Here is a 21,388-nt window from a genome sequence, read left to right as displayed (position 1 = left end):
CCGGCTTGGACTGGTAGAAGCCGAAGCCCTTGGCCAGTTCGCCCGGGATCAACCCGCGCAGCGAGACATCGTTCACCAGCCCGACGAGGCGGATCAGCCCGCGCGCGGCCTCTGCCGTCACGCCTTGCGGCACGTCGTCGGTCACGACCACGACTTCCGCTTCGAAATCCGCACCCCACGCCGCGTCGGCAAGCCCGATCGGGTCATGGGGGGCAAGGAAGCGATCCGATCCGCCCTGGTAGACCAGCGGATCATGCCAGAAGCTGGGCGGCATCTCGGCGCCGCGCGCCTGCCGCACCAGCGCCACGTGGTTGACGTAGGCAGAGCCGTCGACCCACTGGAACGCGCGCGGCAGCGGGGCATCGGCGGCGGCCTCGTCGAACGGCATGGCAGGTGCCGCGCCGCGCGCCAGATCGGCCGCCAGCGCCTCGAGCCGCGGTGCAAGGGTCGCCCAATCGTCGAGCGCGGCCTGCAGCGTGGGCGCGATGCTCGTGGCATCGACGCAGGTGGCAAGGTCGTCGGACACCACCACCAGGCGCCCATCGCGCCCGCCCTTCAGGCTGGCGAGCTTCACGCCCCGGTTTCCTGAGACGTTTCCTGCGGCGTTTCCTTGGAAGGATCGCGGTGCAGCCATTCGGCATGTCGCGGTGCGCGCTTGGTCCGGCTCCATTCCTCGAGCATCAGCGGGGCGACGCGGGCGAGTTCGGCATACTGGTCGGCGGTGCCGATGTTGCAGGCCAGTTCCACGCGGTGCCCGTTGGGATCGAAGAAGTAGATCGACTTGAACACGCCGTGCCAAGTCGGGCCGAGCACCGCAATGCCCTGGGCCTCGATGTGTGCCTTAGCTGCGAGCAGCGCGGGTTCGTCGGCTACCTCGAAGGCCAGGTGCTGCACCCAGGCCGGGGTGTTGGGGTCGCGGCCCATCGGCTGCTGGTTGGGCAGCTCGAAGAAGGCCAGCACGTTGCCGCCGCCGCAATCCATGAACACGTGCATGTAGGGATCATGCTCGCCGGTCGAGGGCACCGTGTCCTCGGCAAACGCGGTGGTGAAGGTCATGCCCAGCACGCGGGCGTACCACTCGACCGTCTCGGCCGCGTCGTTGCAGCGATAGGCGACATGGTGGATGCGCTGCAGCTGGGGGGCGGCCGTCTGTGTTGGGGTTGCTGTCGCAGTCTCGCTCATGCCGGTTCTCCCGTGGTCAGCACGCCCCGCTCAAGCTGGTCGCGCTCGATGCTCTGGAACAGGGCGGTGAAGTTGCCTTCGCCGAAGCCTTCGTCCTTCTTGCGCTGGATGAACTCGAAGAACACCGGGCCGATCTGCGGCTGCGCGAAGATCTGCAGCAGCAGGCGCGGGTCGCCCGCCTCGGTCGAGCCGTCGAGCAGGATGCCGCGCATCTTCAATTCCTCGACCGGCTCGCCATGGCCGGGCAGGCGCTCCTCGAGCATGGCGTAATAGGTCGCAGGCGGTGCGGTCATCAGCGGGGTGCCCATGGCCTTGAGCTTGTCCCACGCGGCGATGAGGTCGTCGCACAGCAGCGCGATGTGCTGGATGCCCTCGCCGTTGTAGGCGCGCAGGAATTCCTCGATCTGGCCGCCGCCGGCCTTCCCCTCCTCGTTCAGCGGGATGCGGATCTTGCCGTCGGGCGCGGTCATCGCCTTGCTGGTCAGGCCGGTATATTCGCCCTTGATGTCGAAATAGCGGATCTCGCGGAAGCCGAACACGCGCTCGTAGAAGCTGGCCCAGTGCGCCATGCGCCCGCCATAGACGTTGTGGGTCAGGTGGTCGATCAGGCGGAAGCCCGCGCCCACCGGATGGCGATCGACGCCCGGTTCGTAGACGAAGTCGATGTCGTAGATCGACAGCGGGGTCTGGCCCTCGCGCGCGTCCTCGCCCTCGTAGCGGTCGACGAGGTAGATGATCGAGCCGCCGATGCCGCGGATCGCGGGCAGGCGCAGTTCCATCGGGCCGGTGGTGACCCCGACCGGCTCGGCCCCGCGTTCGAGTGCGAGGGCATAGGCCTTGGCCGCGTCCTTGACCCGCCAGCCCATGCCGCAGGCCGAGGCGCCGTGTTCGGCGGCGAAATAGGCGGCCGGGCTGCGCGGTTCGTAATTGGCGATCAGGTTGATGCCGCCCTGGCGCCAGAGCTGCACGTCCTTGGACCGGTGCCGCGCGATCAGGGTGAAGCCCATGGCCGTGAACACCGGTTCGAGCAGGCCCTTCTCAGGCGCGCTGAACTCGACGAACTCGAAACCGTCGAGGCCGATGGGGTTGTCGAAAAGGGTCATGGCGTGCGGATTCCTCTCGGGTGGTCTTGTCGGATCAGGCGGGATGATGTGCGCTGGCATGGTCCTGCGTGCCGGCGTGGATGACGGTGTCGCCGGGCACCAGCGTGCCTACGGGGATCGGGTTCTGGCCGCGCAGCCGCTCGTACAGCGGGCCGAGATCGGCATCGCGGGTCTGGCGCAGCAGATCGGCGAAGCTGTCGATGACGAAGTAGGCCTGCTGGTAATCGTCGATGCGATATTGCGTGCGCATCACCCGCTCGAGATCGAAGCCGATGCGGTGCGGAGAGGCGTGATCGAGCGCGAAGACGCTTTCGCCGTAGGACGAGACGATCCCCGCGCCATAGAGCTTGAGCGCGCCGCCGTCGCGGATCAGCCCGAACTCGACGGTGTACCAGTAGAGCCGGGCCAGCGCCTCGATCATCCCCAGCCGCGCGGCGCGCAGGCCGCCCTCGCCATAGGCCTGCATGTAATCGGCAAAGACCGGGTCGGCGAGCAGGGGGACGTGGCCGAACACGTCGTGGAAGACGTCCGGCTCCTGCAGGTAGTCGATCTGCTCGGGCGTGCGGATGAAGCGGCCGGCCACGAAGCGGCGGTTGGCGAGATGCTCGAAAAACACCTCGTCGGGTACGAGCCCCGGCACCGCCACGACCTGCCAGCCGGTCGCGCGCATGAGCCTCTCGTTCAAGGCCTCGAAATCGGGGATGCCGGGACGATCCATGCGCAGGATGTCCAGCCCGTCGAGAAAGGCGGGCACGACGCGCGCGGGCAGCATCGCGGACTGGCGCTGGAACAGGCGATCCCACATCGCGTGCTCGGCCGGGGTATAGGCGGCCCAGTCCTGCGGGATCGTCCAGTCGGGCCCTGCGCCGGGCGGGGGTGTCGCGGCATGTGCGCTGTCAAGTGCCATGGTCCGACAGTATCAGACCTGCGCGAAATGATGTTTCAATCTGGGCGCATGGATTGCCTAGCGTGAAACACGCGTTTCACAAGACGCCGACGAAGCGCGATTTGCTTACGAACCTAGCAGGTCGCCGATTCGCCGGGCGGCATCGTGCCAGGCAAGGCCGCGCGCAGCGAGCCAGGCGTCGTCGTAATAGGTGCAGCCATAGCGCTCGCCGCCGTCGCACAGCAGCGTGACGATCGAGCCCTGCCGCCCCGCCGCGCGCATTTCCTCGATCAGTGCGGCGCAGGCGATCAGGTTGGTGCCGGTCGACCCGCCGACGCGGCGTCCCAGCCGCTCCGACAGGGCGCGCATGGCGCCGATGCTGGCGGCATCGTCCACCGCGATCATCCGGTCGATCACCGTGGGCAGGAAGCTCGGCTCGACGCGCGGCCGGCCGATGCCCTCGATGCAGGGCGCAGGCCCCGGCGGCAGCTGGCTGATCGCACGGTCGGCATAATGGCGGTGAAAGACCGAGTGCTCCGGGTCCGCCACGCAGAGCCGGGTCGCGTGGCGGCGATAGGCGATGAAGCGCCCGATCGTGGCCGAGGTACCGCCCGTTCCTGCGCCGCAGACCACCCATTCGGGGATCGGATGTTCTTCGGCGGCCATCTGCGCGAAGATGCTTTCGGCGATGTTGTTGTTGCCGCGCCAATCGGTCGCGCGTTCGGCATAGGTGAATTGATCGAGGTAATGGCCACCGGTCTCCGCCGCCAGCCGCTGGGCCTGCGCATAGACCGCGCGCGGATCGTCGACCGCGTGGATCTCGCCGCCATGGAAGCGGATCGCGTCGAGCTTGGGCGCGGCCGTGCTGGCCGGCACCACGGCGATGAAACGCAGGCCCAGCATCCGCGCAAAATAGGCCTCGCTGACCGCGGTCGAGCCCGACGAGGCCTCGATCACGCAGGTCTGCGGGCCGATCCAGGCATTGCACAGCGCATGCAGGAACAGCGAGCGCGCCAGCCGGTGCTTGAGGCTGCCGGTCGGGTGGCTGCTCTCGTCCTTGAGGTAGAGCGTGATGCCCGGCGCGCGCGGCAGGTCCACCCGGACGAGATGGGTGTCGGCCGAACGGGTATAGTCCGCCTCGATCCGCCGGATCGCTTCTGCGCGCCATGCGCGGGTGTTGACCATGCCTGCCCCCGTCATCCTGCCCTCGTCATCGTGCCGGTGTTCCCTTGTCGCATTTGCGCCGTCCCCGCCGCGCGGCGCTATCGCCGAAGCGGTGCGCGGGCAAGCCACGGGCGCCTCAAAGGCCAGCTTGCCGGCGCGCGCCGGCCCAAGAACAAGGGCAGGCATGGTGTCTATGTCGTCGAACCCCGCCGCGCGGCTGCCCCGCTCGTTCGCCCTGCTCGGCCTGTCGGGCATCGCCCCGCAGGCGATCTGCCTCGCGCTGGTCGTCCATGGCGGGCCCGAGCGCTGGATCGCGCTGGCGGCGGGATGCGCCTATGCGGCGGTGATCCTCTCGTTCCTTGGCGGACTGTGGTGGATGGCGGCGCTGCTGGCGGGCCGCACCGAGCCTGGGATCATGGCCTTGGCCGTGCTGCCCAGCCTGTTCGCCTGGGCGACCTTCCTGCCCTGGTGCTTCGGCGCGACCTGGCCCGGACCCTCGCTCGTCGGACTGGCACTGGCGCTGCTCGCCAGCCCGCTGGCCGACCGCCACCTTGCGCGCACGATCAGCTTTCCAGCCGGCTGGCTGCGCCTGCGCGTGGCCATGGCAACGGGGCTGGGCGTGCTGACGCTGGCCATGGCCGTCGCCTGAGGGAGCGGCGGGTTGCGCCCGCCGCCCGGTTCGTCCTACCCTGTGATGGTGGGATAAACGGTTGAAGGACAATGCGTGGTCGCAGGCGAGCGTGAAGGCAGGGCCGGGTTGTTGGCCCGATGGCGGAGATGGTGGAACGTCTGGGTGGTGAGCGGCGTCGATCACGCGGCCGTGATCCGGCAGATTGCCGAGGATAGCGGGTGGTCGGGGCGCTATGCCTTCCTGATCCTGATTTCGGCGTCGATCTCGTTGCTCGGCCTGCTCATGCCGTCGGTCGCGGTGCTGATCGGGGCGATGCTCCTCTCGCCGCTGATGATGCCGATCATCGGGTTGGGCTTCGGCATCGCAACCCTCGATTTTCGCGAGATACGCCGTGCGGCCTTCGCCTTGAGCGCAGGCGCCAGCATCGCCGTCGCGCTTTCCGTCCTGCTGGTGTTCATTTCCCCGGTGCAGACGATCACCAGCGAAATCGCCGGCCGCACCCAGCCAACGCTGTTCGACCTGCTCGTGGCGCTGCTGTCCGCGATCGCCGGCGCCTATGCCCTCATCCGCGGACGTGGGGGCACGGTGGTCGGCGTCGCCATCGCAATCGCGCTCATGCCGCCGCTGGTGGTGGTCGGCTTCGGCATCGCCACCTGGAACTGGACAATCTTTTCCGGCGCGCTGCTATTGTTCCTGACCAATGCCATCACCATCGCCCTGACGGCTGCACTGGTCGCGCGCGGCTACGGTTTTGGCCGGCATCTCTCGCCGCATCACACCGGCTGGCAACTGGCCCTGTTCGTGGTGGCGGTGGGGGTCCTGTCCATCCCGCTCGGCGCCGCACTCCACCAGATCGCCTTCGAGGCGGTGGCGCAGCGCCAGATCCGCGACACGGTGCAGGCGCGCTTCCCGCAAGGATCGCGGCTCTCGCAAGTCGACATCGACTTTGCCAGCAAACCCATCCAGGTCCGCGCGGTGATGTTGACCCCGGTGCCCGTGCCCGGCGCGGACCGGGTGCTGGCCAGCGATCTCCAGGCCCGCATCGGCCGCGCAGTCGACTTCCACGTCGACCAGGTGCGTACCTCGGTCGAAACCGGCGCAACCGAAGTCGCCCAGATCGCACGGGCGCAGGAAGCGAACCGGCAGGGATCGGGCGGACAGGCGCGCGCGGCCGAAACCCTCGCCCTGCTGGCCGGGACCGACGTGGCCAAGGTCATCGTCGACGAGGAAAACCGCGTCCTGCGTGCCCCGGCTGCGGCGCTGCCCGGCCTCGGCCTCGAAGGCTATCGCGCGCTCGAGGCCCGCGCCGGGCACGCCTTGCCGGGATGGACCGTGGCAATGAGCCCGCCAGGCGACGCGACCCTGCCACCCGTGGCGGTCGAGCAGGGCGTCGTCGACGGGCCGGCACTGGACCTGGCCGGCTGGGCATCGGCCCGGCTTGACCGGACGGTTCTGGTCGAGGGCGGAACGGCGGCGCTGCGACAGTCGGTCGCCCGCGGCATCGCGGCACGTGGTGGGCAGGCGCAACCGGGCGCGAGTGCGGGACGCTTGCGGCTGGCCTGGCAGGTGAAGGAACCGGCCGTGGCGGACTGATCTGCCGCAAAGCTCACATTGCGGTCATGCTCAGGCCATCGACCACAGCAGCACGCAGTTGAGCACCACGATCAGCGCGGCGATGACCCAGGCCAGCACGCGCAGCCAGCGCGGGCTGGCAAGCGGGCCCATGACGTCGGCGCGGCCGGTCAGGAGCACCAGCGGGATCACCGCGAAGGGCAGTTGCAGGCTCAGCACGACCTGGCTGAACACCAGCAGGCGCGTCGCCCCGCCATCGCCCATCGCGGCGATGATCGCCACCGCCGGCACGATGGCGAGCAGCCGCGTCACCATGCGACGCGCCCAGGCCGGCATGCGCAGGTTGACGAAGCCCTCCATCACGATCTGCCCGGCGAGCGTGCCGGTGATCGTCGAGTTCTGGCCCGAGGCGAGCAGCGCCACGCCGAACACCGCGCTGGCCGCGCCCACGCCCATCATCGGCGAGAGCAGGGTGTAGGCTTCCTCGATGTCGGCGACGCCGGTGCGCCCCGCGCCATAAAACACGGCGGCGGCGAGGATCAGGATCGCGGCATTGATGCAGAACGCCAGCGCCAGCGCGATGCTGCTGTCCCAGGTGGCAAGCCGCGCGGCCTCGGCGCGGCCGGCACCGGTCCTGGCATAGGGCCGTGTGCCGACGAGCGAGGAATGCAGGTAGAGGTTGTGGGGCATGACCGTCGCGCCAAGGATGCCGATCGCGAGGTAGAGTTGCGCCGGATCGGTGACGATCGCCGCGCGGGGCACCAGTCCGGCCAGCACGGCACCGCCATCGACCGGCGCCTGCGTCAACTCGAAGGCAAAGCATCCGGCGATGAGCGCCAGCAGGGCAATGATGAAGGCCTCGACCTTGCGAAAGCCGAAGCGCTGCAGCGCCAGGATGGCGAGCACGTCGAGCGCGGTGAGGACGACGCCGGCGAGCAAGGGCAGGCCGAACAGCAGGTGGAGCGCGATTGCGGTGCCAAGCACTTCGGCAAGGTCGCAGGCGACGATGGCGACTTCGGCAAGCAGCCAGAGCCCGATCGTCACCGGCCGGCTGTAGTGCTCGCGGCAGGCCTGCGCGAGATCGAGGCCTGAGGCGATGCCGAGCCGCACCGCCAGCGCCTGCAGCACCATGGCGACGAGGTTGGACAGCAAGACGACCGAAAGCAGGCTGTAGCCGAAGGCGGAGCCGCCGGCGATGTCGGTCGCCCAGTTGCCCGGGTCCATGTAGCCTACGGCGACGAGGAACCCCGGCCCGATGAACGCCAGCCGCCGCTGCCAGCGCCCTCGTGCGGGGCTGGGGGGGGATGCGCCACCGCGCCCCCGTGCGCGGGCGATGCGCACGGGGCCAAAGGGGGCGGCAAGACTGTCATCGTGCAACATCTGGGCTGGTTTTCCGACGCGAGACGGGCTGGGCGCTGGTCAACGCTTTCGAGGCATAACTATCGCAAGGCACTATCGGGCATTAGCCTGCAGGGCCGGGAGTGTTTCTCTCGCGTGGCGGGAGAACTGCGCTGCCGCGTGCCGATCTGCGCGAACGACGCCATGCGACGATACTGTGCCGGCGGCCCGAGCTTGCAGCCATCACTACCAGAGTATCGGGCGCCACGACCAAGATGTCCGGGCATAAAGACGGCAAGCCGGGGCGCCCGGCGACCTTTTGAATCAGACGATCATGCGGACACGAACGGTACGGATTTCGGCCAAGGCGTTTTTGGTGCCTTTGACATTGGCAGCGCCGGCGCAAGCGTGGGCCAGCGAGCCGGTCGATGCGCCGATCATCGTCACGGCCACGCGCCGGCCTCTGCCGGTGGACGCCGTGCCGGCAAGCCTTGCCGTACTGCCGCGCGCCCGGCTTGATGCGGCATCGGTCCGCGCTTTCGCCGATCTCGCCCAGGTCGAACCAAGCCTGCAGATTTCGGCGTACCAGGGCGAAAGCCAGGTTTTCGTGCGCGGAATCGGTGCGGTGACGTTCCTGGGCGGGTTCGACAGCAGCGTGGCTGTCAATCTCGACGGGGTCTATCTCGGCAGGCCGGCGGCCTTCGCACCCGCCTTTTTCGATGTCGAGCGGGTCGAGGTTCTGAAAGGACCGCAGGGCACGCTCTATGGCCGCAATGCCACCGGCGGGGCAATCAACATCGTCACGCGCGCGCCGACCCGGACCTGGCAGGGCGATGCGCGGGTCGTGGTGGGCAACTATGGGCGCGCCGACGTGCGGGCCGGAGTCTCGGGGCCGCTCGGGGACCGTGTGTCGATCCGCCTCGCCGTGGGGGCAGGCAACCACACCGGCTATACCCGCGTGCTGCGCGCACCCGGCGCGCAAGGGGTGCCCGGTCGCACCGAAGACCAGCACGATCAGCAGGCAAGGCTGCGGCTCGACTGGCAGGCGCTGCCCGGCCTGCGGCTGACGCTGGCGGGCGATGTCTATCGCGCTGACGACCGGGCGGTCGTGTTCAACGTCGCCGGGCCGGGCTATGCCAACAATCCGCTGTTCCTCGCGCGCGTCGGGTCGGGCATCATGGCCCCGCCGGGCACGCGCGCCATCGCCTCCTCGATCCGGCCCTACAACCGGCCGGTCAGTGGCGGCGTCATGGCCCGGGCCGAGGCCGACCTCGGCCGGGGCGCGACGCTCACAGCCAGCGTGGCGTGGCGCACGACCCATCCGCGCAACTACAACGACATGTCGAACAGCACCGTCCTGGCGGAGACTCAATTCAAGGAAGAGAACGCGCGCCAGTGGAGCGGCGACCTCATGCTGCGTACCGCGCCCGATGCACCCTGGCGCGGCATGATCGGCTACAGTCACTATGCCGAGCGCAACCGGGTGCAGAATGAATTCTTCATCCCGTTTCTCGCCACCTATCTGGGCGGGGCAGGGCGGGAGGACTGCTGCGTGCTGCGCGCCAACGGCAGCCAGCACACGCGCAGCGACGCGGTCTTTGCCGAACTGGGCCATACGATCGGCGCTTCGACCACGGTGACGCTGGGTGGCCGCTGGAGCCATGAGCGGCGCGAAGGGCGCAACCTGCTCGATTTCACCGGCCTGCAACTGCTGAATGATGCGGCACTGGCACCCGTGACGTTCGCGGCCTTCACCCCGCGCGCGCTGGTCGAGCGCAAGCTGAGCGAGACCGCCCTGATCTATGCCTCGGTCACGCGTGGCTACAAGGCCGGCGGGTTCAATCTCGGCAGCACCCAGAACACGGCCTACGCGCCCGAACTGATCTGGTCGTGGGAGGGCGGGGTCAAGCTGCACGGACCCGGCTGGACACTGGCCGCCAGCGGCTTCCACTATGACTACACCGACCTGCAGGTGCAGGACGTCGACGCCAACTCGGTGCTGATCCGTAACGCCGCCAGCGCAAGGGTCGATGGTGCGGAGATCAACGTGGACGCCGCGATCACTCCGCGCACCCGGCTGGGCGCCAGTGCCACCTGGCTCGACGCCCGGTTTTCGCGGTATCGGACGATCAACACCAAGCAGCCCGCGCTGGGGGTGCAGGATCTGTCGGGAAATCCACTGCCCCAGGCACCGCATTGGCGGCTGGTGGCCCATGCCGAGCAGGACCTGGCGCTTGGCGGGGGAACGCTGTTGCGCCTGCGCGGCGATGCCAGCTGGCAGGATCGCATCTGGTTTTCCGCATTTCGCGATCCGCGCGACACCCAGCCTGCGTTCTGGTGGCTGAAGGCGCGTGCCACGCTGCTGCCGGCGGGGGCGCGGTGGCAGGCGGCCTTGTTCGTCGACAACCTGACCGACGCACGCGTCTTCACCAACATCTCGATCACCGGCGACCTCGACGCCAGCCGCGCGCTGGGCAACATGGCGCCGCCGCGCACGTTCGGGCTGGAACTGGAGCGCCGGTTCTGAGGGCCGCGCCGGCGGCGTCTCATACCTCGGTATGTATGGCCCGGCACAAGGGGTGTCCGCCCTAAAGCTGTCTATCCATGGGCAAAATAGTAGCGGACAAGGACTGAACCTAAGATGCGATTTCATGCGTTGGCATGCCGCAGCACCGTTCGGAACGATCCGTGACGAAAGGATCATGTCAGTGCCCAGCGCCCCGCCTCCCGACCAGGGCAGCGTCGATTCACTTGGCCCCGCGGCATCCTTCTGCAACGCGTTCACGATCGGGATCGTCGACGACGACGAGGACGTGCGCAGCGCGCTCGAGGCCATGCTGGAAAGCCATGGCTATGCCACCCGGGCGTTCGGATCGGCCGAAGCGCTGCTGGCGTTTGCCGGGCTCAGCGAGTTGGCGGGCGTCATCACCGACCTGCAAATGCCGGGCATGGGCGGGATCGAATTGATCCAGGTGCTTCAGTCCCGTGCGATCCCGTCGATCCTCATCACCGCATTTGCGACACCCGTGATCGAGCGGCAGGCCCATGCGGCGGGCGTGCACTGTTTCTTGCGCAAGCCGTTCGGCTCCGAGCGCCTGATCGATGCCCTTGGGACGATGATGGGGCGTCCTGCCTCCTGATAGCCGCCGATTGTGGCGTATCCCCTGATGCCCGGCCCTTCTTTTCCAGCCGTAGACCCTACCAAGGGAGGGGAGCGATACACCTAGATAGACCTGTCGCGCGCCCCTTTGCGGAGGCACTTTCGACAGCGTCCGGGCCGGTCTCTGTCCCCCGCCCCGATCGTGGTGCCGACCCCGTACAAACGCACCGCGAACCGGCCCGGCACACCCTTTCGTCCAATGCCTGACAGCATATCACTCGGAGAACCAAGATGGCCCGCCTCAAGATCATGAGCCGCGACGATGCGCCCCCCGCCGCCCAGCCGACGCTGGACGGCGTGACGCGCCAACTGGGCTTCACGCCCAATTTCTTCGCGGTGCTGGCCAACAGCCCGGCGGTGATGGCGATCAACGGCGCACTCGAGGCAGGCCTTGGCAAGACCTTGGATGCCAAGACCCGCGAAGGCATCGCGCTCACCACCGCCGGGGTCAACGGCTGCGAATACTGCACCGCCGCGCATACCTACACCGGCCACAAGTTCGCGCACCTCAGCGCCGAGGACATCGCCTCGGCCAAGCTGGGCCAGGCCGACGATGCCAAGCTCGATGCCGCGCTGCGCTTCGCCCGCGCCGTCGCCGCGACGCGCGGCCGCGTCAGCGATACCGACCTCGCCGAAGTGCGTGATGCCGGATACGACGATGGCCAGATCCTCGAGATCGTCGCCAATGTCGCCAAGAGCTTCCTGACCAACATGATCAACAACGTCACGCGCACCGACGTCGATTTTCCGGCGGTCGAAGGCGTGAACGGCTGATCGTATTACAGGCCACGTCGATGGCGCCTCGCCCGCCGCAAGGTGGGTGGGGCGTTATTGGGCGAAGGCCGACAAGGCCGATTTTTCGCTAATCGGCCATCAGCGGCAGGTCGAAGGCAAAGCAGGCCCCGCCATCCGGTGCGTTGGCCACCGTCAGCTGGCCGCCCATGGCCTCGACCGCAGAACGGCAAATCTGCAGCCCCATCCCGATGCCCGCCGCCTTGGTGGTGAAGAACGGGTCGAACAGCTTCTCGATATGCGCCTCGGGGATGCCGGGGCCGGCATCGACCACGCGAACGCGCACGATCTCGCCTTCGATGACGATCGTGATGGTGATGCGCCGCGTGCCCGCTGGCTGATCGCGCATCGCGTCCGCCGCATTGGTCACGAGATTGACGAACACCTGCTGCAGCTCGACCCGGTCGCCGGCGACCTTGGCCAGGCCCGTGTCGCAAAGGATCTCCAGTTCGACGGAGGCCCGCGACAGATCGAGCGCCAGCAAATCGCGCGTTTCATTCGCCAGTTGGCAGACGTCGATCACCTCGACGGCGCGGCGGCCCGCCATGATCGTCTCGCGCGTGCGGTGGACGATCGCGGCCACGCGCTGCGCGGTGCGTTCCGCACGCTGGAGGATTCGCGTCAGCGCGTCCGTGTCGGGGTTTCCGCGCGCAATCAGGCGAAGGCCGGTCTGGGCGTCCATCACCAGTGACGTGATCGGCTGGTTCAGCTCGTGCGCGATCGAGGCGGAAAATGCGCCGACGGTGGCGACCCGGTTGGCCCGCGCCAATTCCGCCTGGGTTGCCCGACGCAGGCCTTCGATCCGTTCCTGCTCCGACAGATCGATGTGGCTCGACAGGTGCAACCCGCCCGGCAAGCGCATGACTGCATAATAGATCGGAATGCGGCGCCCGCCGCGCCCGGTCAGCACGGTGCGTCCATCGATCTGTTCTGTTCCGTAGAACGCCATTTCCAGCTGGCGCAGCAGCACTTCGGCGCCGTCATCGGCATTGGCCTGCGGAGGATTTTCGACCAGTTCCTCGACGCTGGCATATCCCATCAGCCGGGCCAGCGCTGCATTTACGCGGGTGGTCCGCACCGCGCCGAGCGCGCGTGCCAGATCCTCGGGATGGGCCGCCATGTGCGCGCGCAGGTCGGTCACGCCATTGGCGTGCATCTCGTCCAGGATGGTATGCGCGTCGCTGAAATCCATTTCCGCGAAGGTCATGTTGCTGACCTCGAACAGCCGCGCATAGCGCAGTTCGGTCTGCATCAGTTCTTCGGTCCGCTCGGTGACGCGCTGTTCCAGCGTTTCGTTCAATTCGCGCAGGCGGCGTTGCGCGATGACCTCGTCGTGGATGTCGAAGATGCAGCCGTAATACCGCACCTCGCCTGAACCTTTGGCGGAAAAAGCCGGCCTGCCGACCACTGCCATCCAGCGATAGGCCCCGTTGGCGTGGCGCAGCCGGACGCTGGCATGCAGCGCGTGCTGAACGGAAAAGGCAGCGCGCAGCCGCTCGATGAACCCGGCACGGTCTTCGGGATGAAAGTCCTCGGTATAATCCTCGACCGCGATCGGACCGGTGAAGGCCCGACCGGTCACTTCGCCGTAGCGCCGGTTCCAGAAATCGATCCGCCCGTCGATATCGGCCCGCCACAGGATGAGCGGTGCCGAATCGGTAAAATTCACCAGTTCGGCCTGGCTGCTCTCCAGCTTTTGCCGCATGGCCTGCAACTCTTCCTTGGCCATGACTTCGGCGTGGACGTCGGACAGACCGCCAAACCGCTCGACCTCGCCGGTCAACGGCGACACGGCCGGAGTGTCGTAGATCTGCATCCAGCGATAGCTGCCGTCAGCCTGCCGGACGCGAACCTTGAGATCGGTCAGCGTCTGATTGGCTATGGCGGCCGATACCGTTTCGTTGAGAATCGCAATGTCATCGGGATGGACGACATCGTTATAGCGCGCGTCGGCCAGCACGCTCCAGCGGTCCAGTCCCGTAACACGCGTCCAGCTCTGGTTGAGGTATTGGATATGCCCGGCGGGATTGGAGCGCCACAAGACGAACGGAACCGAGTTGGCGAACAGTTCCACTTCGGAGCGGCTGCGCTCCAGAGCGCACTTGATCGCGCGAACGCGGCGCTGGCCGTACCACAGCGTCCCGCAGGTGCCCGCCGCCACGCCCGTGACCAACGCCAGCGCGAGTGGCAGGGCGGCGCCCGTCATTGCGCGCGATGCCCTGGCAGCCAGCCATCCTGCCGTCGATCCGTCATGCCGCTCCGATTCCAACCACCTGTCATGGCGGCTTCTTTCCGCGATGACACATATCGCGCCCCGCACATCTTAGCCAGCGATGCCAATGGATGGGTCACGCATTGTACACGACGCTTCGGCGCCCATGCACCCGGCCTTTGCCGCGACAAGGGGAGGGTTGGAAGTTTGCCGCCTAATGAGCCGCGAAAATGTTTCCGGGCAGGCGCAGCGCTGCCAGCAGGCAGATGGCCAGCAGCGCGTCGACACCGAGCGCTGCGGCGAGCGAGGGGGCTGCCATCCCGGCGGAGGCGACAGCGAAATAGATGCTGCCGACCAGCGCCACGCCCAACGCGATGCCGAGCTGCTGCGCGGTTTTGAGAAGGGCACTGGCGGCGCCGGCGTGGTCGCGATCGACCTGGGCCAGCGTGACCGGGCCGATGCAGCCTGCGGTCATGCCCATGCCGGCACCGCACAGCACCAGCCACGGTACGAGCCAGGGCGCCAGCCAGGTGTCGGAAAGACCCATCGCCGTGACGCCGGCGAGCGCGAACGTGCCGCTTGTCGCCATCAGCCCGGCGCCGATGACGAGGATCCAGCGGCCGATGCGCGGCAACAGCTTGCGACCCAGGAAGCCGATGCCCAGCATGACGCCGAGGCCGAACGGCATGTGGTAGAGCCCGGTGGCGAGCGCGCTCAGCCCGCGTTCGGATTGCAGGGCGAAGGCGAGGACAAGGAGGAAGCCGCCGTTTGCGGCGGACGCCGAGATCGACATCGTCAGGCCGAGGCGGAAGCTCGGCACCGTGAACAGCGCAGGCGCGAACAGGACAGGGCGCCCGGTCGCGACGCGGGCAGAGACATGGCGCCAGCCGGCCCAGCCGAACAGCGGCACGGCCACGAGGCTCGCCCAGGCCATGGCATTGAGGCCGTGAGTCTCGGCGCGCATCAGCGGCCAGAGCAGGCCCGCCATGGCCGCACCGAACAGCGCGATCCCGCCATAGTCGTTGCCGGCGGGATGGCTCGACCGGGCGCTGGGCAGGAATGCGCGCCCGGCGATCACCGCCAGAATGCCCACCGGCAAGTTGATCAGGAACAGCACGCGCCAGCCGAGCCCGAACACGTCCGCCTGCAGCAGCAGACCGCCGATGATCGGCCCCGCGATCGCGGCGAGCCCGCCGATCACCCCGAACAGCGCCATCTTCGACACGCGTTCCAGCGGCGCGAACAGCACCTGCATCATCGCCATCGCCTGCGGGGCCATCATCGCGCCGGTGGCGCCCTGCAGCAGGCGCGCGATCACCAGGTGCGTGCCGCTCGTCGCCAGGCCGCAGCCCAGCGATGCCAGCGAGAACCCGGTCACGCCGATCAGGAACATCCGGCGATACCCGTAGCTGTCGCCGAGGCGTCCACCCGCCATCAGCAGGAGCGCGAAGGCCAGCGAATAGCCGGCCACGATCCATTGCGCTTCCTCGCCATTGGTGTGCAGACCGGCCTTGATCTGCGGCAGCGCGGTGTTGACGATCGTGGTGTCGATGATCTCCAGAACCAACGCGATGATCAGCGTCAGCAGCGCCAGGGTCTTCTGGCGCTCGGTCATGGTCTCGGGCGCGATCACCTCAGATCTTGCCTTCGCGCAGCATGCCGACTGCGGTGTTGGCCGCACGGGCCGTCAGCGCCATGTACGTGAGCGAGGGGTTCTGGCAGGCCGACGAGCTCATCTGGGCGCCGTCGGTGACGAAGAGGTTGGGGACCTCGTGCGCCTGGCTCCACTTGTTGAGCACGCTGGTCTTGGGGTCGTGGCCCATGCGCGCGCCGCCCATCTCGTGGATCGCGGTGCCGCCCGGGCCGGGCCGGTCGAAGCCCATCATCACCTTGCCGCCCGCGGCGGTCAGCATCTCGCTTGCCTCTGCCTTGGCCTGTGCCAGCGCCGCCAGCTCTTCCTTGCCGAAGGCAAAGTCGACCTTGAGCAACGGCAGGCCATTGGGATCGGTGCGGCTGCGGTCGAGCGTCAGGCGGTTGGTCTCGCGCGGGACGCAGTCGGCGAAACCGACCAGCACCATGCGCCACGGCCCCGGCTGGCGCAGCTTGGCCTTGTAGTCCTCGCCGATGCCGGCCAGGCGATTGCCCTGCGTCCAGGTGCTTTGCAGCGCGCCGCCCTGGAACGAGAAGCCGCGGGTGTGGCCGACGCCGTCCATCGTATCCATGTTGCGGTAGCGCGGGATGATGACGCCGGTGGGGCGGTTGCCGAACGTGGTATGCCCCTCGAAGCCCGGCATCATGGCCATGGCCGACAGCGTGTTGGCGTGGTCCATGATGTGCGTGCCCAGCACGCCGCTGCCGTTGGCGAGACCGCGCTCGCCGCCAGAATTGAGCAGGATTTGCACCGAGTTGAACGAGCCGGCATTGAGAAACACGATCTTGGCGGTCGCGGTGCGGCGCGTCCTGGTCTTGGTGTCGATGTAGCGCACGCCGGTCACGCGGCCGGTGGCGGCATCATGGTCGAGCGCCTCGACCACCGCATCGGTGATCACGGTCAGGCGCCCGGTCTTCTGTGCGGCGGGCAGCGTCGAGGATTGCGTCGAGAAGTACGCGCCGAACGAGCAGCCGCGCGCACAGATCGAGCGGTTCTGACAGGCGGTCCGCCCTTCGTCGGGCTTGGCCTCGGTCATGTTGGCGGTGCGCCCGATCGTCAGCACGCGTTCGGGCCAGCGCTGGGCGATGGCGCCACGGGCATGCTGCTCGACGACGTTGAGCGCCATGCCCGGCTGGAATTGCCCGTCGGGCAGCTGCTTGAGCCCCTCCTTGGCGCCCGACACGCCTATGAACTGCTCCACCTTGTCGTACCAGGGCGCGAGGTCGGCATAGCGGATCGGCCAGTCGGTGCCGTGACCGTCGCGCTTGTTCGCCCCGAAGTCGTAGTCCGACCAGCGATACGTCTGGCGCCCCCAGGTCAGCGAACGACCACCCAGCTGATACGAGCGGAACCAGGTGAAGTCGGTGCCATCTCCCATCACGTAGGGGTTCTGCGCATCGTTGACGAAGTGGTTCTGCGTATATTCGGTGAAATGCCGGTTGCGGCTCTGCACCTGGTATTCGCGGTCATAGAGGGCCTTGTCGCCCTCCCCGCGGAACGGCATGTCCCACGGGTCCTTCATCTCGGTGGTATAGTCCTGCCCGTGCACGATCTCGCGCCCGCGCTCGATCATCAGCACCTTGAGGCCGGCCTCGGTCAGTTCCTTGGCGGCCCAGCCGCCGGTGATGCCCGAGCCGACGACGATTGCATCGAAATCCATGGGGGTATGGCCTTCCTCAGCCGAAATCGACCGCGGTCCAGTCGTTGCTGATCGCGCGGGTCTGGGGGGTGACCGGCAGGTCGGGATCGTAGCGGCCGGGGACCGCCTCGTAGCGCAACTCCTGCGAGCCGCCGGCCTCGCTGGTGTAGTAGCCGGTCAGGATCAGAGCCTTGACCACGTGCCACGGATGATGGTCGCCACCGGCCGCAAAAGCTTCGGCATCGAGTGCCGCCAAGGCGGTGTGGCGTCTTGCCGGCGTGGCGGCCAGGAACGAGGGCGCCGCGCGCCGATCCAGCGCGCCGCGCAGCCAGGCGATGTGATCGAGGCTGCCGTCGGGGCGGGCATAAGCGCGAAGCGCGGAGGTCGTGTCGGCCGCCAGTGGCTGGCGCGCACCGTGCAGGCCGTGCGCCAATGCCATGGCGACGAAGGCACCGGTATGGACATCGCCTGCGCCCGGCGTCGCGGTGCGCGGGATCATGGTCTGGCTGACGGCGTCGAGGAACGCGGAATCACCCTTGAGTACGGGACCGCCTCGCGCAGCCTTGCGCACGACGCTGCGCGCTGCCACCGGGGTTCCGGCAGCGGCGGTAAGCCATGCGGCCATGCGGATGGCATCGCGTCGGGACCAGGTCGGGAAATGGGTCATGCGGGGGACCTCGATCGGGGGGCGGAACGCAGGGGGCATCGATAGTTCAGCATACTTTTGGATTGGCGCGTCGACAGGCTCAGCGCGAGCGGGTTTGATGTAAAGACCCGCCAGAAAAGCATTTTGTCAGGTCGCCCGTTCGTTCCAGGGCTGTCGACAAATGACCTGGCACAACGAACGACAAAAAAGGGTTGCGCCGTCCCCCACTCGCCCCCGCAGGCGGGAGACGGCGCATTCGTCCACCTCTTAGAAGTCGAAGCCGAGGCGCACGCCGTAGGTCCGCGGCGGGCTGAACTGCCAGTTGTAGATGTTGGCGACGCCCGGCACGACGGTGTTGCCGGCATAGGCGATCGAGCGATAGTTCTCGATGTTGCGCACGAAGGCCTGCACGCTGAAGCGCTTGTTCTCGGGCTTGTACTCGAGGCTGAAGTCGGTCTGCGTCCGCTCCTTCTGGTGCGAGTCGTTGTAGTTGTAGAAATCGAGGAAGTAGTCGCCCTTGTAGCGGGTGAAGGCCGAGGCCGTCACCGTGCCCGCCGAACCCATGTCGAAGACGTGGTCCCAGCCCAGCGTGAAGACGAAGTTGGGCGCCTGCGGCATGCGGTAGCCGGCGAGGTTGATCGTCTGCGGCGCGGTGGGCGCATTGCCGATGTTGTACGACTGCACGCTGGCAAGGAACGTCACGTACTTGGCGTGCAGCAGGCTGGCGGACGCGGTGATCGTGTCGTTGCTGCTCGGGCGCAGCACGGTTTCGGCCTCGAGGCCGTAGATCCGCGCCTTGCCGGCGTTGAACGTCTGGGCGCCGACGACCGGGTTGAGCAGGACGTCGTTCTGCAGGTCCTTGTAGTCGTAGTAGAAGCCCGCGAGGTTCAGCGTGTTGCGGCCGAAGGTCAGCTTGGTGCCGGCTTCGTAGGCGGTGTTGTTCTCGGGATTGAACTTCGTGCCCGCACCGTCGAAGCCGCCCGCCTTGTAGCCGGTCGAGACCTTGCCATAGACCAGGACGTCGCTGTTGGGCTTGTAGTTGAGGCCCGCCGACCAGGTGAACTTCGAGCCCGAGTAGTGCAGCGGGGTGGTCGCGCTCGGCTGGTTGGTCAGCTCGATCGGGCCGCTGTTGAAGGCGAAGAAGTAGTTCTGGAACTGCGCGTTGCGCTTGTCCGAGGTGTAGCGGCCGCCGACGACGGCCGTCAGCTGCTCGGTCACCGGCACTTCGACCTGGCCGAACAGCGAGGCGCTGTCCGACAGGGTCGGGTGGCGGAAGTAGTTCACGTAGGAACCGTTGGCGGCGATGAACGGCGAGTAGAGACCGCCGTTGGTGTTCTGCTTCTCGCGGAAATAGAACCCGCCGAACTGCCACTGCACGCCGCTGGTCACGCCGTTGAGGCGCAACTCGTGGCTTTGCGTGGCGACGTTGGCGCCAAAGTTGGTGAAGTAGAACGCCGGCGACAGGGCGTTGCCGCCGCGGTTCAGGGTGTAGCGATAGCCGCCGGTGTAAGTCAGCGTCGCGCCGCCCAGGTCATAGGCGATGCGCCCGCGCACCGCAGTCGATTCCTGGTGCAGCGTGCCGGTGCCGGTGAACGGCGAGGCATAGGCTTCGCGGTCGATCTTCGAGAGCACGTTGGTGTTGGTCGGCAGGCACTGGATGCCGCCGGGCACGGTGCCGATCGAGGTCCAGCCGTTGGAGCAGGCAGCCGGGTTAGTACCCGGGTTGTTGCCCGGTGCCGTCATGTCCTGCCACGCCTGTGTGGAGATCTTGAGATCCTGCACGATGTGCTCGACCGCCGCGTCGATGGTCAGGCCGGTGGTCGGCTTGAGACGCAGGCTGATACGGCCGCCGCCGGTGTTGTCGTCGTCGCTGCGCGCCGCGCGATTGGGCACGAAGGCCGGCGTCGGGCTGAACACGGTGCCGGTGTTGCGGGTATAGCCGTCATGGCGGCGGTAGAAGCCCGACACGCGCACGCCACCGATGTCACCGAACGGCAGGTCGATACCGCTGTCGACCAGCACCGCATTGTAGTTGCCGTAGGTGGCCGAACCGTTGGCGGCGAACTTGTCGCCGGGCTTGCGCGTGATGAAGTTCACCGCGCCGCCGGTCGAGTTGCGGCCATACAGCGTGCCCTGCGGGCCACGCAGCACTTCGACGCGGTCGAGGTCGAAGATGGCGGCGTTCAGGATCGTCGGGCGGTTGATGTATTCGCCGTCGATGTTGACCGCGATCGACTGGTCCTGCGCCTCGTTGTTGGTCAGCGAGCCGACGCCGCGCACCGAGACGCGGGTGTTGTTGGTGTCGCTGGTGACGTTGAGCACCGGCGATACCTTCTGGACCGAGGTAAAGTCGGTCACGCCCCTGGAGGCCAGCGCTTCACCCGTGACGACCGAGATCGCGATGGGGACGTTCTGCAGGCTTTCCCGGCGGTTCTGCGCGGTAACGATGATTTCGGGTGCGGCTGTGGTGGTGTCTTCCGGCGCTTGCTGCGCGAAAGCGGGTGCAGCAACGGCCATGCTGCAGGCAGTGCCAAGCAGGATGGTGCGAAGAGCCTGGTTCATCATCGGCGATTCCTCCCTCTCATGTTCTCGTGCGCCATGGGCGCCGGATTCTTGCCTGCATCGAATCGATGCGGGGTTATTGGAATGTATGTTCTATATTTCTGTGCGGCTTGTCAAGAATGCTAATTCCAATTTCGCGACGTCGTGCCAAACCGTGTCCGTCCACGGCCCTGCCGGCGGATTTGGCGCCGTCGAGGCAGACCGGATCGCGTTCAGAAATAGGGGTGCGGGTTGACCGTTTGCGCATCGATCGGCTGCAGCACGTCCCAGTGCTCGACGATCTTGCCGTGGCTGAGGCGATAGAGATCGACCACCGTCGCGCCGCGACCTTCCGCGCCGCCCCGCCCGTGGAGATGGATTGCGGCCATGTCGCCATCGACGAGGATCCGCTTGATTGCGAAGCGCGAGCCGGGCGCGGCGAACATCGGCGCCAGCGCCGCCACCGCCGCATCGCGCCCGTCGACCATGCCTGCATTGTGCTGGATGTAATCCGGCGCAACATAGCGCGCGAATGCGGTGCGCACGTTGCGCTCGGTGTAGAACAGGCGGGCAAAATCGGTCACGATCACTCGGTTGCGCGCCGTCTCGCGTGCTCGCGCGAATTCCGGTGCCCGCGCTGCTGCAGGCGGGCGGGCCTTGGCCATGGCGCTCCCCGGCATGACGGATGAAACCGTCATTGCGGCCAGTGCCAAGACCGCGAATGATATGGTCCCGCCGGTGCCCGGCACCCTCGTCGATCTGCGCATACAAGTCTCTCCCGCGGTGCTGGAGGCGTGGGTCAGATTCCCGTTGCCAAAGCCCGTTTACCGTTCTTATATGTAATAGTAATTTCCGTTCTAATAGATGAGCG

At 67.4% G+C, this 21,388-nt stretch carries 18 protein-coding genes; 6 read left to right on the top strand and 12 right to left on the bottom strand.

Features of this window, described 5'->3' with window-relative positions; translation table 11 throughout:
- The 5 genes from V7Q48_RS15890 to V7Q48_RS15870 form a co-directional block, all read right to left on the bottom strand.
- The coding region (locus V7Q48_RS15890; RefSeq protein WP_333839560.1) for a fumarylacetoacetate hydrolase family protein at positions 1-574 on the bottom strand (574 nt) is incomplete at its 3' end.
- A complete protein-coding gene (locus V7Q48_RS15885) occupies positions 571-1,182 on the bottom strand; it encodes a VOC family protein (RefSeq protein ID WP_333839558.1) in 612 nt (203 codons plus the stop codon). The genes V7Q48_RS15885 and V7Q48_RS15890, both read right to left, overlap by 4 nt.
- On the bottom strand, positions 1,179-2,285 hold the full coding sequence (gene hppD, locus V7Q48_RS15880; protein WP_333839555.1) for a 4-hydroxyphenylpyruvate dioxygenase: 1,107 nt from the start codon (positions 2,283-2,285) through the stop codon (positions 1,179-1,181). Before hppD ends, V7Q48_RS15885 begins: the two co-directional genes overlap by 4 nt.
- A 34-nt stretch (positions 2,286-2,319) precedes the next feature.
- Positions 2,320-3,192 (bottom strand): phenylalanine 4-monooxygenase, encoded by an 873-nt coding sequence (phhA, locus tag V7Q48_RS15875; RefSeq protein ID WP_333839552.1) that lies wholly within the window; start codon positions 3,190-3,192, stop codon positions 2,320-2,322.
- 105 nt (positions 3,193-3,297) lie between these two features.
- Complete coding sequence (locus V7Q48_RS15870) at positions 3,298-4,356, bottom strand: PLP-dependent cysteine synthase family protein (protein WP_333839550.1); 1,059 nt, start codon at positions 4,354-4,356, stop codon at positions 3,298-3,300.
- Positions 4,357-4,519: 163 nt separating this feature from the next.
- Between V7Q48_RS15870 and V7Q48_RS15865 the strand changes: the two genes are divergently transcribed.
- Together V7Q48_RS15865 and V7Q48_RS15860 are read left to right on the top strand one after the other, a co-directional pair.
- Positions 4,520-4,984, top strand: coding sequence for a DUF3429 family protein (locus V7Q48_RS15865; RefSeq protein WP_333839548.1), 465 nt, complete (start codon positions 4,520-4,522; stop codon positions 4,982-4,984).
- A 147-nt stretch (positions 4,985-5,131) separates the two neighbouring features.
- The gene (locus V7Q48_RS15860) at positions 5,132-6,559 is read left to right on the top strand and encodes a DUF389 domain-containing protein (RefSeq protein ID WP_333839544.1); all 1,428 of its coding nucleotides are present in this window, start codon (positions 5,132-5,134) and stop codon (positions 6,557-6,559) included.
- Positions 6,560-6,589: 30 nt separating this feature from the next.
- Here V7Q48_RS15860 and V7Q48_RS15855 read toward each other — a convergent pair whose 3' ends face one another.
- Positions 6,590-7,879, bottom strand: coding sequence for an Nramp family divalent metal transporter (locus tag V7Q48_RS15855; RefSeq protein ID WP_333839541.1), 1,290 nt, complete (start codon positions 7,877-7,879; stop codon positions 6,590-6,592).
- A 373-nt stretch (positions 7,880-8,252) separates the two neighbouring features.
- Here V7Q48_RS15855 and V7Q48_RS15850 point away from each other — a divergent pair, with 373 nt between their 5' ends.
- From V7Q48_RS15850 to V7Q48_RS15840, 3 genes are all read left to right on the top strand, one after another.
- Positions 8,253-10,403, top strand: a complete 2,151-nt coding sequence (locus tag V7Q48_RS15850) for a TonB-dependent receptor (protein ID WP_333839538.1) — start codon at positions 8,253-8,255, stop codon at positions 10,401-10,403.
- A gap of 181 nt (positions 10,404-10,584) precedes the next feature.
- On the top strand, positions 10,585-11,016 hold the full coding sequence (locus V7Q48_RS15845; protein WP_333839536.1) for a response regulator transcription factor: 432 nt from the start codon (positions 10,585-10,587) through the stop codon (positions 11,014-11,016).
- 251 nt (positions 11,017-11,267) lie between these two features.
- Positions 11,268-11,810 carry a carboxymuconolactone decarboxylase family protein gene (locus tag V7Q48_RS15840; RefSeq protein WP_333839533.1) on the top strand — a complete coding sequence of 181 codons (543 nt, stop codon included), beginning with the start codon at positions 11,268-11,270 and terminating at the stop codon, positions 11,808-11,810.
- A gap of 88 nt (positions 11,811-11,898) precedes the next feature.
- Here V7Q48_RS15840 and V7Q48_RS15835 read toward each other — a convergent pair whose 3' ends face one another.
- From V7Q48_RS15835 to V7Q48_RS15810, 6 genes are all read right to left on the bottom strand, one after another.
- On the bottom strand, positions 11,899-14,034 hold the full coding sequence (locus V7Q48_RS15835; RefSeq protein ID WP_333839531.1) for a PAS domain-containing sensor histidine kinase: 2,136 nt from the start codon (positions 14,032-14,034) through the stop codon (positions 11,899-11,901).
- Between the two features lie 220 nt (positions 14,035-14,254).
- A complete protein-coding gene (locus V7Q48_RS15830; RefSeq protein ID WP_333839528.1) occupies positions 14,255-15,673 on the bottom strand; it encodes an MFS transporter in 1,419 nt (472 codons plus the stop codon).
- A 1-nt stretch (position 15,674) separates the two neighbouring features.
- On the bottom strand, positions 15,675-17,351 hold the full coding sequence (locus V7Q48_RS15825) for a GMC family oxidoreductase (protein WP_333839525.1): 1,677 nt from the start codon (positions 17,349-17,351) through the stop codon (positions 15,675-15,677).
- A 16-nt stretch (positions 17,352-17,367) separates the two neighbouring features.
- Entirely contained in the window at positions 17,368-17,997 is a 630-nt protein-coding gene (locus V7Q48_RS15820) for a gluconate 2-dehydrogenase subunit 3 family protein (RefSeq protein ID WP_333839523.1), read from the bottom strand.
- 246 nt (positions 17,998-18,243) lie between these two features.
- Positions 18,244-20,538 carry a TonB-dependent receptor gene (locus V7Q48_RS15815; RefSeq protein ID WP_333839520.1) on the bottom strand — a complete coding sequence of 765 codons (2,295 nt, stop codon included), beginning with the start codon at positions 20,536-20,538 and terminating at the stop codon, positions 18,244-18,246.
- A 212-nt stretch (positions 20,539-20,750) separates the two neighbouring features.
- On the bottom strand, positions 20,751-21,182 hold the full coding sequence (locus V7Q48_RS15810; protein ID WP_333839518.1) for a nuclear transport factor 2 family protein: 432 nt from the start codon (positions 21,180-21,182) through the stop codon (positions 20,751-20,753).
- Here V7Q48_RS15810 and V7Q48_RS15805 point away from each other — a divergent pair.
- On the top strand, positions 21,175-21,360 hold the full coding sequence (locus tag V7Q48_RS15805) for a hypothetical protein (protein WP_333839515.1): 186 nt from the start codon (positions 21,175-21,177) through the stop codon (positions 21,358-21,360). The genes V7Q48_RS15810 and V7Q48_RS15805 overlap by 8 nt on opposite strands.
- Positions 21,361-21,388 lie beyond the last annotated feature (28 nt).

Source organism: Novosphingobium sp., from assembly GCF_036803765.1.
Taxonomy (GTDB): domain Bacteria; phylum Pseudomonadota; class Alphaproteobacteria; order Sphingomonadales; family Sphingomonadaceae; genus Novosphingobium.
This window is presented reverse-complemented; position numbering and strand designations above follow the sequence as displayed.